We start from the raw sequence: 14,224 nt of genomic DNA on the forward strand, positions 1-14,224 counted from the left end.
CTCGTCGCAGTTCATGGGTGGGATACCAGTGAGCGGCGCATGTTCATCACCGCAGGGAAGGGCAGAAGGCGGCCAAGCCAGTTCACCGGTGTGATTCGTACTTTGGTGAATCCCTGCTGTGTATAGAGTCGCTGCGCACGTTGATTTTTCACCTGGACCTCAAGCTCAACCCGGTCATGCCCGGATTGCCGCGCCTGCTCGAATATCTCGCGCAGCAGCGAAGTCGCAACTCCCTGATGGCGTGCTTGCTTGATAACGCGCAAGCCATAGAGATAAAACCCGTAGTACCACTCCCGGCATTCGGCAATCACAAACAGCAGGTAGCGCAGTGCACCCCGAAGCCGGCCGAATTCGCGCACAAAGGGCCTGACCCCGGGGGAAAACGGCCCGCGCCGATGGTGCTTGAAGGCGGCATAACCCAATGCAGTGCAATCGCGGTACGCAATTAAAATTCGGTCCCAGTTGATCGACGTGGCCAGCAGTCGATAACGGCACGCTTCATCGCCAAGAATGAAGGCAAGCGAGCCTCGGCCCGAGGTGATCATCCGCGCAATCGAGTCATCAGGTTTCGGCAAGCTGGAACCGAGGGCGATCAGCAGGGGGGCGGTGGTGGTTTCAAGCATGGGTTGCAGTCTGGGCCTGGCTGGTTTTCCTGGCGCAAGCCTGGCTTCGACTGACCTGCTCGGCAAAGGCCTGGGCCAGCTGTTCAACGCCCAGCGCCTTTGGAGTGCTGGAGGTGGGCGCCTGGTTGGACCAGATGAAGTAATCGGTATCGCCATCCGGCGCACCCAGTGCGGCATACACGTGCGGGAGAATCGGTACGTGGTCGCCGAAGAAGCACAACCCCGTCGGCGTCGGATGGGCCAGCAGGTACTGGCGTAACTGGCCGAGCATCCGGTCGGCATTGCTCAAGTGCCGCAGATAAGGCGCCAGGTCACGCATGCCGTCAAGCAGCGGGCGATCGAACCAGGTGGGCAGTTCCTCGACAGCAACGTTTTCCAAGTGCAGCGGTCCATGGTTCTCCATCGTCACGGCGTGGATATACAAAGGTTGAGTACGAGCGCTGTCACCGAGCAATTCGATGATCTTGTCCGCCACGGCACCATCACCAATGAAAGGGCCGGCCTTTTGCGAGTCATCGAAGCTGCGGATGTCGATGAACTCATCGAAACCCAGCGCTGGTAACACGCGATCCCGTCCGTAGAAACTTCCTACGTAAGGGTGAATGCACACTGTGCGGTAACCCTTGCGTTTCATCTCGGCGGCGATGCTTGGCAACCCTTGGCGGGCCAGGTGGCGATAAGGATTGAAGCGATGCACGCCCAGCCTGTCACCGGCAATACCCGTCAGAAAGGCGAACTCGGTGCGCACGGTATTCGCCCCCCAGGCCGCTACTTGCAGGCGACCATGGGCCATGGCTTCTGCGCGCAGCACATCGTAATGGCTCAGCACCTGCTCTCGGATGCCGGGCCACAGCCGGCGAATATCGAAAAACGACTCGCTCTGGATCGAGACCAGGTCTGGCAGGGCTGCGTCAGACGGGGTGTGGACCTGTTGTGGGTCGAGCGCAAAAGGCGAATGCAGTTGCTCGATGAGCACCTTGCGCCGGGCTGCGCAAAAGTAGGTCCACAAACTGGCGGCCAGGCCCCATCGGGTCAAATCCAGGCTGGCGTCGTAGCTCGGTTGCAGTGGCTTCCAGCCACCGACCATCAGCAGCACCAACGCGATGGCCAGCGCCATTGCCCCTACCGATAGCGCATCGGTGGCGGCGGCTTCGAAATAGAGTCCGCAGGCCAGGTAGGCGACAAACGCCAGCGCCAGCACAATCGTCTTGCCGATGCCAAAGAAGGGCAGGTACAGGCGCGGATAACGAACGGCATCACTGAAATATTCAAAGTCCGCGCAGACGAAGGGTTCGCGCAATGAGTGATATTTCGAGTTGCTCACCAATACGATCAACAACCATAGCGCCAGCACATTCACGGCGCTGAAATACGGGCGCCCGGTGATGACATAAAGCAGGGCAGCCGAGAACAACCAGGCCCCGGCATGGAGCAGCCAGCTGCGCAGGGGGCGGCGCAAGGTGGGCCTGGGGATCAGCATCGTTTCGATGACGCAGGAGAGAATAAATCCGCCAAGGATGACCCAGCACAAAGGATTGTTCAGAAAGTCAGGCACTGTAGTCCAGCCATCGCAAAATGACAGATGACATCCGCGGGGGGATCACACCCAGGGCCCAGCATCCGAGGTTCAAGGGAAAGGGGAAACTGATGCGCGCCTGGTCGGCTGCCAGGCCACGACGTATCCGCTGGGCGGCTTTGTCCGGGTTCCACTGCAGCGGTTTCGGCCCAGGCATTTCGAAGCACATTTTCGACTCGACATAACCCGGCATGATCACGTTGATCCGCACGCCGTCGGCGGCGACCAAATCGCGCATGGCTTCGCCATAAGCTTTTATCGCCGCTTTGCTGGCGCTGTAGCTGGGGGTGACAGCCAATCCGCGCCAACCGGCGAGGGAACTGAACAGCGCGATCTGGCCATGCTTTCGCGCGCGCATGGCCGGCAACGCCGCCTGCACGGTAGCGATGGCCGCCATGACGTTCACTTCGATCAAGGCCTGTGATAGCTCCCAGACTTCATCTTCCGCGTTCGGACCCGTGGCCGTATTGACCCCGGCACCGACGATGATCAAGTCAGGTTGCTCGATTTCGCTGATTCGGCCGATCCATTCGCGCACCGCCGCCAGGTCTTGGACGTCGAGCGCATGCAAGATCACCCGGGCGCCGGCAGCGCGGCATTGTCCGGCCAATTCTTCCAGGCGCTCGGTGCGTCGGCCTTGCAGGATCAGGGTCACGCCTGGCGCAGCATAGGCGGGTGCCAGCGCACCGCCGATGCCGCCCGTGGCGCCAGTAATAAGAATGCAGCGTGGGTTTTTGTGCCGGCTCATAAGTACCGTTCAATCCTGGAGGTTTTTGCCATCAGCACTTCCAGCGAATTGTTCACGGCCATGTCGATGCCACAGCGGGTATAAAAGCCGCCATTGACCTGGGTGGTATGAATCACCGTGCTGCGAAAGCGCTGGAATAGCATAGGGTCAGGCGGTTCTGGCATGCGCCAGAAGTCGTCGAGGCTGCCTTGGTGGGTCAAGCCCTTGAGTGCATAAATCGGATTGCTCAGGGCGATGGTCGGCACGTTGTGCATCAACGAAGAACCGCCCACGGTGCTGTTCACAGTGATCACCCCGGCCACGTGCGACAGCAGCGTCGGCATGTGACCGCTTTCCAGAAAGTCCACCCGATCGGCAATGCCGAATTTGCCGGCAATGCGCAGGGTGATGCGATGGTAGTTGACGATGCCCGGCGTCAGCGGATGGTTCTTGACGACCAGGCGCGCATCACTGGGCGCATGACGGGCAAACGAGGCCAGCACATGTTTCAACACGTCTTTCATGGTATTGAACTGAGAGTGGTCGCGGATCTGTGCGTCACTGTCCAGTTGCAGCGGCAGCAGGAACGTCGGGTGACGGTTGCGTGCCACTTCACTGATGACCGATGAATCTCGTCCCTTGGCGCTCGCCAGACGAATGCCCTGGCGAATATAGCCGGCATATTCGACCGCTGCGTTGAAAGGCGCGTGGGTCTTGTAGTGCGGAAAGCAGATTTTGTTCAGGGCGCCACCGACGTGATACATCACATCGTGGAACGCCCGGGAGGTGAAGGACAACTTGAACGAGTTACCGTTGTGGTAACGCGGAATGTACTTGCCGACTTCCCGATACCATTCCGGATCCCTCGGCAGCAACGAATGGTTGTTCACCCCGTCACGTTCTAGCGTGACCCAGTAAGGCCGGAAGTACCCTTCTTCGAAAACATGCACCCGCACGCCCAAGCGTTTCGCCAGCGTAACGGCTGGCAAATGCACCGGGCGACAGTCGCCGAACAGCACTAGGTCGGTGATGCCGTTCGCCTTGAAGGTCTGGCTGTAGAAATCCTCGAGCTGCTCGGGCCGCGCCGAATAAAACACCCGCGAACCCGCGCCATACAGGGTATCGCCCATATTGAAACTGACGGATTTGACCCACTGCCCTTCGGCACGCAGGGCATGAGCCAAACGGGCAAAAAAGGGCGAGCTGACACCTTGCAGGAACAAAAAGGAATTGCGTGGTTTGGTCGACACGAAGCGTCTTGCAACACCAGCAGCGTTCAACTGTTCTTTTGCGATGTTCTCAAGGCGGTAGGGAGAAAACGTTGAATCACTTCTTGCCATCTTGGCTTCTTTCCTTGAGTTGATGCTTCATGCCAGTTCTGCAGTTCCAATAAGGTTCGTTCAGGGGTGGTGAATTTTTGCGTGATGCGGCTTACATAAGTCGGGTAGTTGATCAGGGTGCCGGCCACCAGTTCGTCGAGACTTAAGCGTCTGCGGCGGCGCGCCTGGACGTCAGGGTGCATGCCTTCATCGGTGGTCAAGCCCCAGCCGGCATAAAACGGCTGGCCATAAGTGGTGACCGGTATCCCGCGCAGCAAGGCTTCGAAGCCGGACTGTGAGGTCAGTACATGGACCTCATCCACTTCCAGCAGCAATTGGTGGAAGGGCACGTCGCCCACCACCTGGTTGCACCAGTCGGCAGTCTGCTCTTCGTCCTCGCCGCCCTTGCGAGTACCGGCAACGACTTCAGGGTGCGGTTTGTAGATCAGCCAGGCCTGGGGATGGCGCTCGCGCACCGCTCGCAACAAATCGAGATTGCGGCGGATGCGATGAGCGCCGTACCGAATCGAGGCATCGGACTCGACCTGACCCGGCACCAGAATCACCTTGCTCATCCCGGCAGGCCGCTTCCACTGCGTGCCGGGGAGGTTGTACTTGGTAACGCCGGCCCCGCAGATCGCTTCGCGCAAGGCAGCTGCCCGATCCAGCAGGGCAGGGCTGCAGGGGTCGTTTTGCAAGTTGTATTCCAGGCGCGAAGGGCGCGTGGCGTCGTAGTAGATGCCCAGATCGTCGAAGACCCAGGACAGCGGGCGAACCTTGTTCGCGCCAAGGCCGACCGAGCGCAGGAAGCCGTCTTCGACTCGTCCGGCATGGCTTCCGTGGGCAAGCCTGGCCATTGCCGAGTCGTGGGCGCAGCCCCAGGTAACAACGGCCGCAGCTTTTTTCAAGCGACCGGGACGGCTGGCAAAACGAATAGACGAACCATTGAAAAAGTCCGTGACCAACGGCTGCTTCCACCTGGAGAAACCAAACATGTGCAGCTGTTCCGGCAAACGACTGCGCATCCGCCGTTGCAGACCGAGCCAGGCCATCACCACTTCGGGCTCGCAGGCCTTTCCGGATTCCGGGTCCACATAACGCGGATACTCGACCAGTGCCGCGTGCAGCAACTGTTCAAGGCTGACCGGTTGGCGACGGGACGGGGCAGGCCGTGCATCCCGGGTCAAACCCCAGCCGGCATAAAACGGCATGCCGAAGGTGTGCACTGGAACTTCCCACAGCAGCGCATCGAAGCCCAGTTGCGAAGTCATCACATACACCGCCTGGACTTCGCTCAGTAACTCGGCAGGATGCACATTGCGGCTGATCACCTGGACTTGCGGCCGTTTGCTCAGCGCTGCCAGATTAAAGTGGCCCTGCTTGCGACCCGCAACGACATCCGGGTGGACCTTCACCACGATCGTGCTGTGAGGATGCTCATCGAGTGCCGCCTGAAGCATGCGCTCGAAGTCAGCCTCACCGGCGCCTTGAAGCGAGGCATCGCCCTTGGTCTGGTCAGCGACCAAAACGCAAGGTTGCGGTAACTCGCAACGTTCGATACGGGCGTTGTTGTACTTGGACACGCGCTCTTCCCGCCAGCTCGTCTGCAAGGCTCGGGCGCGAACAATCTGCGATTCACTCAAGGCAATCGGGATCAGTACTTCCAGGCGCGACGGCGAGTCGGCATCGTGATAGATACCCCGGTCATCGACCACCAGTGAAAGTGGCGGCTCATCCGCTCCAAGGCCCACCGAACGCAAAAAACCATCCTCTACCGACAGCACAGGCAGACCGGCTTTTTGTGCTTCCCGTTGGGCGAGCAGGGCGCTTGGCTTACGACCCCACGCCAGCAGCGCATCGGCTTGAGCGATGTCACGAGTCGAACCCGACAACAATCGGTAGTCGGGCAACAGGGCGGGCAGGGTAGTGACTTGCTGAACGCCTTTGGACAGAGCCAGCAGGCACGGGCGATTCAGTAGGCTATTGTCCATAAAAAAATGGCGGGTATCCGTAGGTGACGCACTCGATGGCGAGACGCGTGAAAATCCAGAAGCGCCTCAGGCAACGCTCTTCCATAGGTGGCACGATGATAATACAAAGCTGACAATTTATAACGAAAAAGCAGGAAAAAATTCCTACAAATAAGGGCGATTTATCAGGGGGATAACTGGCCGCGCTGGATAGCGTTTTACGTCACTTCACAAGATTTTTGTGGATGCAGATTTATGACTTGGCAGAAAGAGCAAGCGCCAGCAGGTAGTCATATTTCTCCCACAAAGACGGCATTGTTTCTTTTTTCTGGTACTCGGCAATCGTCTCCGGCCGCAAGCAGTGCCACAGCGAATTCAGCAGAAAAATATAATTGAGGTTGAGCATCGCGCTCTGCCGGTCGAATCGTTCATCCAGCGCTTGGGCATAGGCCTGCAAAAACTCATCGCGCACCTTGATAAAGCCCGGTAAATCATTGCGCCGAAAGATCGCGCTCAGATACGCACCGCCATCGAAACCGATACGCCCCACCTTGACCTCGCTCCAGTCGATCAACTGCAGCCCCACGGGTGAAAGGAAGAGATTCTTGCGCAAATAGTCCATATGGCAAAAACAGCGCTGGCTGCCCCTGGCCGCTGCAGCCGCTCGGCGCAGTGTCGGGCTCAAGGCTCGCAGACGATTGGCCAGGCTGCTGAATCGCACATCCTGTTTGGCCAGCTTTTCCACAGAAGGTAAAAAGCGCTGGTAATTAAAGCGTGACCGCAGCAGATACCAGGGGCGAAAAAAATCCATCGTCCAGAACCTGCGAGCCTGCCACCGCGAAGTCCGTTGCAGGTGCCGGTTGGACAAGGATTCGATTTCGGCGATCCCCCGCGCCACGTTCACAGCGATCGCCGCCATTTGCGGTGCGCGCCCTTGAACGTAGTCGGTAAAAATGAGGCTTTCCCAGGGCGTTTCGATAACGCCCAGGCACGCGGGGTGCTTGAAGTGAATGCTGTCGGCCAGCACATCCCGCTCACGATAGAAACGCGACTCCAGGCTGGTGATGAACCCGATTTTGCGAATCGACTTCTCGACAACATCCAGGGTTGCACCGGTGCCGAGGTCGGTCAGCCGGTGATGGCGCACGTAATTGACGAAAGAAGCGTTGGACGCCAAGTCAGTGGTGCTGATGCTGAAATCGTCCGCCTGATACGCCGGCAAGAGAAAGCCCAGGCGTTTTTCCAGGGTGGCGTGGCTTAACCAGAACGCGTTCCTGCCGCTGACGGATGTTTCGGTATTCGATTCGGTGCTCATGCGTTCCAACTGTAAACAACCATCCGGTTTCCGGTCTGACATACACGTGAAGGGCGCAGCGTCCTTTCCTGCTCTGTGTAACAGTCACCCGGAAGGGGCGCGATAGTACGGATTCCAACCGGCCATTGCCATATTCACGGCTCCGACGACAAGGGAAATGACGATTTTTTCTGGTGGTCATCAGAATGATGGCAATGTTAGTTTTCGTCAGCCTATTGAGTCGTTAACATACGCGTCCCTTAAATCAAGGAACGATCGCTTCCCCATGAATCACCTTCCCATCGCCAAAGATGCACTCTGCGCCCAGGCGCAAGCCATCAGCCAACTCGCAGAACGTCTCGACGGCGAGTTCCAGCGTGCCGTAGAGCTCATCCTCGGCTGCAAGGGCCGCGCTGCGGTCTGCGGCATGGGCAAATCCGGCTTGATCGGCCAGAAAATGGTCGCCACCTTCGCCTCCACCGGCACCCCGAGCCTGTTCCTGCATCCCGCCGAAGCCTTCCACGGCGACCTCGGCATGCTCAAGCCGATCGACGTGCTGATCCTGATTTCCTACAGCGGTGAAACTGAAGAAGTCATCAAGCTGATCCCGAGCCTGAAGTCCTTCGGCAACAAAATCATCGCCATGACTGGCAACGGCCAATCGACCCTCGCCAAACACGCCGACATCTGGCTGGACATCTCCGTCGAGCGCGAAGTCTGCCCGAACAACCTGGCACCGACCACCTCGACCCTCGCCACCATGGCCATGGGCGATGCACTGGCCGTCGCGCTGATCGCTGCGCTGGACTTCAAACCGATGGACTTTGCCCGCTACCACCCCGGCGGTAGCCTCGGCCGCAAACTGCTGACCCGCGTCAGCGACGTCATGCACACCAACATCCCCAAAGTCACCCGTGACACCTCATTCCACGACTGCCTGCTGGTCATGACCTCCAGCCGCCTCGGCCTCGCCCTGGTGATGGAGCACGACAAACTGATCGGCATCGTCACCGATGGCGACCTGCGCCGCGCGTTGCTGGACAACCCGGGTGTCGTGAACGAAACCGTAGCGACTTTCCTGACGCCGAATCCGCATACAGTCAAGGCGTCGACTCAGTTGTCGGAGGCTGAGGCTTATATGCTGGATCACAAGATTCGGGCATTGCCGGTTACGGCGGATGAGGGGGATGAGGTTGTGGGGGTTGTGGAGATTTTTGATTAGATTTTTATGTAAAGAAAAACTGAAGCTTTAAGCTTGATAATGAGAGCCCAATTAAACTGATGAGATATTCGTCGATTTAATTGGGCCTTTTTCATTGCGTATTACTGGCCTGTTTAGCTGTTACTGTCCAGTCCAAGAGGGGCAGGCTAGCGCATTAACTATGCAAGCCCCATGGGGAAATACCCTACTTGCAAACTCAAGTTCTTAATTTGCACGGTCTTGGCTTTCCCATCTGCAGCGAGGTTGAGTCGTAAAAAAATAGAATCTTTGTGGTCTGAGTTAATTGACAAGAATTGTTCTGTTACTGATATGTTTTTCCATGATCCCGGAGAGTTTTTGCTCGAGTTCTTATGATGATACCCGGAGGCGCCGACACCACCCAGAGTTAGGTGTATGTCCCCTTCACTGGTGAAGACGTCGGCGGACAATGTCAGGTATTTGCCTAGCATTGACTCATGTTGCTTTTTGTCGATAGATACGCTTGAGCTCAAATAGATGTTTTTTGTATTGTTTGGTGTTAGATGGACTTCAAGGTAGTTATGTCTGCCTTCAATTATAATGTCCGAATCGCTTTCGTTTCTAATCCACCAAAAGTTGTTGATGTGTTGGTTATTCGTGGGGTTTGTGATTGTGCCATTTGTCTGGGCGGTGTTCTTGGCGATCAGGTTGTCATTGATGGACGGAATTGGAGAGGATAGTCGCCATCTTTCGCCGTCAAAAAAGCAAATTCCACCAGTTAGTTGGTGATTAAAATAGAATCCTATGTTGGAGAAAAATACTTGTTTTCCAACTTGCTCGTGCAAGTACCTGTTTTGCCAAGATACGGTTTTGCCGGAGTGATCAATAGTGCGAAAGGGGTCGGTGATTTTGCTGTTATTCCGTTCCGCTCTAAGATGGCGTTTGTTGGTTTTGTCTTCCGATATTAAATTGGAGAGTATTTTCTTGAGGTCCAAGTCTGTGCGGAATTTGTATAGCAAGTCCATGATTTTATAGATGTAGTCAACTTCCTTGCCAAAAAACAAGATGTGTAAGTCGATATCTAATGTTTGAATGATGAGTTTCTTGTTTGGCGGGGTGGATCGCGACAAAAGATCAACATTTATGATGTCCATGTCATCATGTCCATGAATAACATAAATTGCGGAATCATTCCATTCTGAATGGGCTACTTCATCTAGGTTTGTGTGATGTCCACCAATCTCGTTTATATGCTCTTTAAGTTCTGGCCATGCATGGTCTTTGGTAATGTCCAAGTTGATCTGGGGGTTTGATGCTATTGCGTTTGCGTTTAGTCTAAATGCATGCAAAATGGCGCCATAACCAGACATGGAAGAGCCGAAAAGAAACGTTGCATGTGGGGCATACGCTTCTGTAAATAAATTGATTGTTCTTGAAAAGGTTTCGCCATTGTCTTCATCCAGGTACCACGAGTTTTTCGGGTCCGAGATAAATAATAGGTCGCAAATCTGACTTTCAAGGAATGAACGCAAGGCCATGTACTTGCCGCCTTGATTGTGAGCGCTCATTACAATAAGAAGTTTTTCAGAATTCGACCCTTTATTTAAAGGGATGAAGAGGACTTTTTTGCCGAGAACTATTTGCTCGTTATCTTCAATAATTCTGACTAGGTCAATGGTTTGATCCATAAGGCTCTGCTCTACATTTTTAATGTCGGGCGTTTTTCCCGAATGGCAACTAGCCTGAGAAATGAAGACTCAAGTGTCAATCGCAAAAGTAGCGAAATTATTTGAGTCTTCAGGCGCCGAAGGCAAGGTTTTAATAGTAACGGATATAGGCTTCTGTCATGCCGCCCCTTTCGGGAAAAATATATGAAGCCATCTGATTCTGGTGTTCTTGGAGTCCATGAAAAATTTCTTAGGAGTTTTCAAGAGTTTATTAAGTTTTTTTCTACGCTTTGATGGCGGAGGGGGCGTGCCAGTTGTTATAACGGTTACGTCTTTTTTTTCACTTGCAGATTGCCCCTTTGCAAGCTTTGTGGGTGTTGCTGGCTGCACAATTTTTGCTGTTTGATTGTCGGCTGTCTTTGTTATAAGTGGGATATGAGGCGTTATGTGGAAAATTGATCTCAGCATGGCCTTCCCAGAGGGAAATGCTGAAGCTAAAGAGAATTGAAGCGCTTTGGTAATAAAGGTTTCATAGCTCTTGTATTGTTCAAGGCCCAGTTTGCTCGGGATTTTTCCTGCTTTTAAATCGCTGATAAAGAAGTCCAGGGACTCGCAGGTGTAGTCAGAGGTAAAACCTTTATTGCCATAGAAGGCATTGGCAAACTGAATGGGGCGAAAGCCTTCAAAAGCAGCCTCGAGAAGTGCCTGCGAGTTCAATCCTGCTACGTATTCTGTTTGTTTAAAAATCGACTTAATATTGTAGTCTTCTAGTAACAGTAATCGATTTTCGTGCTCGAACGGTAGGTCGCCGACTTTGAAATGCTTTTCCAGTTCAGTCAATGTCAGGGGGTGACCAATATTTTTCTTTTTTCTCTCCCACGGATGAGCTTTAAATATGACGTTGAGGTCAGTCTCTTCGAGGATCCTTTGGATTAATTTTTTGTAGAAATCTAAAGAGTTGAGGCCGATGTTGTTATGCTCAAGCAGGGAGAAGTCATTCAGCACTTGGCCCGCGATCAGAAGAGTTGGGCGATTGTTGGAAAAAAGTTTTTTTGTGTTTTCCGCTGGTTGATTGACGTTTTTATTTTTGGCGCCCAAAATTTTATTGATTGCTTTGTTCCGGTTGCGATCCCATTCCAGCGGTAGTTCGTCTGCACCTAATGATCGATAGTACGCCGTAAACTTCAGGTTCGAGTTGTTGGCGATGGGTTCATACTTTTCTTCAATGTAATTGTCGCTTCCCGTGAAAAAACTCTCTAGCACAAAAGCGCGAGGGGCTCTATTCTTCAGGAGTTCAAGTAGAGATCTTGCGTATATCAGGCTTCCCGAAAATACCAGAACGAATTTTGGATTGTGCTGTTTTATTACCGGCGACCAGTGATTTAACCACTGCATGGCGGATGCCATGTTCCACAGCAAGGTTTCACGTTCATTTTTGTAGATGTAATTAAACAACTCTTTAGTGCTGGTGGGTAATGGTTTGTCGCTAAAGTTGTCCTGAGTGATAAGTAGTGAAAGCAACTCTGCTCGTGCAACCTTGAAAAGGTTAACTTCAAGGGTGGACGCCTCAAAGAGTTTTTCTTGAGGTAGAAGAGCTAGTTCAGTGTATTCTTCGAACAAGGAATCCTGCTGAGAGGAATAGTCTCCAAAGAGACTCAGCAAATCCTGCCGCTCTTCGTTGAAGATTACAGCGCTCTTGGATTCATCAAGATATTCGTAGAGGCTTCCAAAGTTTCTTTGGTTGATGTGCAAAGGGTCTGCAATGAAAAACTTACTCATGCGAATAGCTCTAATACTTTATTGATCGATGCTTGTTTGCCTTTAAGCAGTTTAAGGTGCTCTTTCATGTTGAGGCTAACTGAGTCCTGCCATGTAATAAGATTTGCGCTAGCGTGCTGACTGGATTCAAACAGGCTTTTGTATCGTGAGTTATCCGGTGTGGCGAGTTCATTGAGCATTAGCGCATCCAAATGAGGATCCATTTCCAGATAGATGCCATGCTTTTCGTGCTCAATGAGGTCGGGAACCATACCAATTGGATTTGCCAGAATCGGTACGCCCATTGCTGCTGCTTCTGGGATGTTGGCCGGACCACCTTCAAAATAACTTGTCATGAGCAAAGCATTGACGCCTCTATAGGCATCGATGAGTGCTGGATACGGCAGGCGCTCATAAACTTCAACATCGAAGCCTAACTTGCGTAGTGCTCTTCCTTCTTCTGATCTGCCATCACCAATCAGGAGAAACTCAATGTTGTCGGGATCCAATCGTTTGGCGAGTTCGAAAAGGTAGGCTTCGCCTTTCACCTTTCTAGCGTAACGCTTGGAGACAATGGCAACAGTAAACTTTTGCCTGATGCTTCGACCAAGATTTCTTGCTTTGTCAATCAGGTGATGGTTGTAGCCGTGTGGTATAACACAAGTGTTGAATATTCCACATTCAGCAAGTTTTTTTTGCTGGAAAGTGTTCAGGCAAATGACTACGTCAGCCTCTTTATAGCGATCAATGAACGCATCAAGAGATAGCCAACTGTCTGGGTCATTCAAGTCATGATGAACAGTAACCACGCACGGCCCGATCAGACGCTCTTCCAAGTGTGGACGATGGTAGTGTCTGATGTGAGCGCCAATGATCGGTTTCTCACTTGGGATGTGAGTTGCGTATTGTTCTGTGTATCGAGAGAAATAAGAGAAAATATCCTCGAAGATTCCACTATGAACATTATTGGATGTTACGTGGTTAACTATGATAGTCATCTGTGTACCTGTATTTAAATGTTCTAGCGTTGAAGACTATCGATAGCGCCGCCAAGCACCAATGTTTGCACAATAGGGCCAATAATTTTTTGCCACTCATACACTGCTGCGTTAGTCACATAAATCGTATCGTCTGGCTTGAGCATGACTTGGCGGGCGTAAAAGATCGCCGCCGGGTCACGCATGTCGATACGCATGACTACTGGTTTCGCTGGCGCTGTTGGGCTGGAGTCGCCCATGCGAAATACAAAAACGCCTTGAGGGTTCGCGTTGGACTCTTTCAAGCCGCCAACGGAGCCCAGGGCGTCCAGCAAGTTGGTGTTTTGAGCGGGCAGATCATGCAGGCCAGGTTCGCCTACAGCACCCATTGCTACGAAGCGCTGGCGAGCTCGATCCAAAATCACTTCTGAGTTTGGCTTCAGAACGAAGTTACTTCCGGCCAGAACCTCTTCATAGTTGAAGGTGCTTACTTGACTGCCATTACGGACCGTCACATTGACCAGATGCGGCTCCATTACCGGTCCGCCTGCTTGATTGACGGCGTCGAGAAGGGTCAGTGGACCTTGAAGAGTGGAAAAACGGCCCGGAGTTTTCACCGCGCCTGCGACCAGTACTGAGCCCGATAGATCGCCGACCAGGTCTACATGAGCCTGAACGTCCGATGTCACCCCTTTCAGCTTCTGACGAATCATGTCTTCGACTTCAATCAGCGTCATGCCTGCAACGAACTGACGTCCAACATAGGGAAGGGAGATCATACCTTGCGAGTCGATACGGACTTTCAGTTGGGTGCCGCCAGTCGACAGCGGGGCAAACAGGGCGGTGCCCTCTGGCGCATTGTCTGTGATCAATACGTTGATCACGTCGCCACCCGCCAAGCGTATGGCGGACGTAGTCGGACTGGTGATTGTCGCTAACGCAGGTTTGGCGGCTGGACGCATAAACGGCGCAATGGTATTGGCATTGATATCTACCAAATCATAAGCGGTGTTCTTTTCTTCAATGGTGCCTTTGTAGGGGCCGGCACCGGACAGGGTGCCACCGCAACCTGCCAATGTCAGGGTCACCAGCATCAAACCCGCAACTGCGCTGTTTCGCATGCTCAAGTTCAG

Annotated in this window: 11 protein-coding genes; 1 reads left to right on the forward strand and 10 read right to left on the reverse strand. The window is 53.5% G+C overall.

The genetic code is table 11. The features are described from left to right. Positions 1–11: 11 nt before the first annotated feature. The 6 genes from ABH909_RS13245 to ABH909_RS13270 all read right to left on the reverse strand — a co-directional run bounded on the left by ABH909_RS13245 (position 12) and on the right by ABH909_RS13270 (position 7,530). Complete coding sequence (locus ABH909_RS13245) at positions 12–623, reverse strand: GNAT family N-acetyltransferase (RefSeq protein WP_429433689.1); 612 nt, start codon at positions 621–623, stop codon at positions 12–14. Continuing rightward, complete coding sequence (locus ABH909_RS13250; RefSeq protein ID WP_429433692.1) at positions 616–2,178, reverse strand: LTA synthase family protein; 1,563 nt, start codon at positions 2,176–2,178, stop codon at positions 616–618. The genes ABH909_RS13245 and ABH909_RS13250 overlap by 8 nt, the downstream gene beginning before the upstream one ends. Then, positions 2,171–2,947 carry an SDR family NAD(P)-dependent oxidoreductase gene (locus ABH909_RS13255; RefSeq protein WP_429433695.1) on the reverse strand — a complete coding sequence of 259 codons (777 nt, stop codon included), beginning with the start codon at positions 2,945–2,947 and terminating at the stop codon, positions 2,171–2,173. The genes ABH909_RS13250 and ABH909_RS13255 overlap by 8 nt, the downstream gene beginning before the upstream one ends. Beyond that, complete coding sequence (locus ABH909_RS13260) at positions 2,944–4,266, reverse strand: capsule biosynthesis protein (RefSeq protein WP_429433698.1); 1,323 nt, start codon at positions 4,264–4,266, stop codon at positions 2,944–2,946. The genes ABH909_RS13255 and ABH909_RS13260 overlap by 4 nt, the downstream gene beginning before the upstream one ends. Continuing rightward, the gene (locus ABH909_RS13265) at positions 4,203–6,236 is read right to left on the reverse strand and encodes a capsular polysaccharide biosynthesis protein (protein WP_429433701.1); all 2,034 of its coding nucleotides are present in this window, start codon (positions 6,234–6,236) and stop codon (positions 4,203–4,205) included. Before ABH909_RS13265 ends, ABH909_RS13260 begins: the two co-directional genes overlap by 64 nt. Positions 6,237–6,468: 232 nt before the next feature. Then, the gene (locus ABH909_RS13270) at positions 6,469–7,530 is read right to left on the reverse strand and encodes a phosphotransferase (RefSeq protein ID WP_429433704.1); all 1,062 of its coding nucleotides are present in this window, start codon (positions 7,528–7,530) and stop codon (positions 6,469–6,471) included. 265 nt (positions 7,531–7,795) lie between these two features. On the opposite strand from ABH909_RS13270, the gene ABH909_RS13275 reads away from it, so the two are divergent. Further along, on the forward strand, positions 7,796–8,731 hold the full coding sequence (locus tag ABH909_RS13275; protein WP_429433707.1) for a KpsF/GutQ family sugar-phosphate isomerase: 936 nt from the start codon (positions 7,796–7,798) through the stop codon (positions 8,729–8,731). Between the two features lie 158 nt (positions 8,732–8,889). Here the strand turns inward: ABH909_RS13275 and ABH909_RS13280 are convergent, their stop codons facing one another. The 4 genes from ABH909_RS13280 to ABH909_RS13295 form a co-directional block, all read right to left on the reverse strand. Further along, the gene (locus tag ABH909_RS13280; RefSeq protein WP_429433710.1) at positions 8,890–10,377 is read right to left on the reverse strand and encodes a hypothetical protein; all 1,488 of its coding nucleotides are present in this window, start codon (positions 10,375–10,377) and stop codon (positions 8,890–8,892) included. A gap of 156 nt (positions 10,378–10,533) precedes the next feature. After that, on the reverse strand, positions 10,534–12,135 hold the full coding sequence (locus ABH909_RS13285) for a capsular biosynthesis protein CpsB (protein WP_429433712.1): 1,602 nt from the start codon (positions 12,133–12,135) through the stop codon (positions 10,534–10,536). Beyond that, the gene (locus tag ABH909_RS13290) at positions 12,132–13,112 is read right to left on the reverse strand and encodes a glycosyltransferase family 4 protein (protein WP_429433714.1); all 981 of its coding nucleotides are present in this window, start codon (positions 13,110–13,112) and stop codon (positions 12,132–12,134) included. Before ABH909_RS13290 ends, ABH909_RS13285 begins: the two co-directional genes overlap by 4 nt. Before the next feature lie 23 nt (positions 13,113–13,135). Next, positions 13,136–14,212, reverse strand: a complete 1,077-nt coding sequence (locus ABH909_RS13295; protein ID WP_429439881.1) for a polysaccharide biosynthesis/export family protein — start codon at positions 14,210–14,212, stop codon at positions 13,136–13,138. Positions 14,213–14,224 lie beyond the last annotated feature (12 nt).

The organism is Pseudomonas sp. BS3782 TE3695 (assembly GCF_050435305.1).
Classification (GTDB): domain Bacteria; phylum Pseudomonadota; class Gammaproteobacteria; order Pseudomonadales; family Pseudomonadaceae; genus Aquipseudomonas.

Bases quoted from the DNA above. Each gene is read 5' to 3' on its own strand.
- ABH909_RS13245 (WP_429433689.1), bottom strand. From the start codon at position 623: ATGCTTGAAACCACCACCGCCCCCCTGCTGATCGCCCTCGGTTCCAGC.
- ABH909_RS13255 (WP_429433695.1), bottom strand. From the start codon at position 2,947: ATGAGCCGGCACAAAAACCCACGCTGCATTCTTATTACTGGCGCCACG.
- ABH909_RS13260 (WP_429433698.1), bottom strand. From the start codon at position 4,266: ATGGCAAGAAGTGATTCAACGTTTTCTCCCTACCGCCTTGAGAACATC.
- ABH909_RS13265 (WP_429433701.1), bottom strand. From the start codon at position 6,236: ATGGACAATAGCCTACTGAATCGCCCGTGCCTGCTGGCTCTGTCCAAA.
- ABH909_RS13270 (WP_429433704.1), bottom strand. From the start codon at position 7,530: ATGAGCACCGAATCGAATACCGAAACATCCGTCAGCGGCAGGAACGCG.
- ABH909_RS13275 (WP_429433707.1), top strand. From the start codon at position 7,796: ATGAATCACCTTCCCATCGCCAAAGATGCACTCTGCGCCCAGGCGCAA.
- ABH909_RS13280 (WP_429433710.1), bottom strand. From the start codon at position 10,377: ATGGATCAAACCATTGACCTAGTCAGAATTATTGAAGATAACGAGCAA.
- ABH909_RS13285 (WP_429433712.1), bottom strand. From the start codon at position 12,135: ATGAGTAAGTTTTTCATTGCAGACCCTTTGCACATCAACCAAAGAAAC.
- ABH909_RS13290 (WP_429433714.1), bottom strand. From the start codon at position 13,112: ATGACTATCATAGTTAACCACGTAACATCCAATAATGTTCATAGTGGA.
- ABH909_RS13295 (WP_429439881.1), bottom strand. From the start codon at position 14,212: ATGCGAAACAGCGCAGTTGCGGGTTTGATGCTGGTGACCCTGACATTG.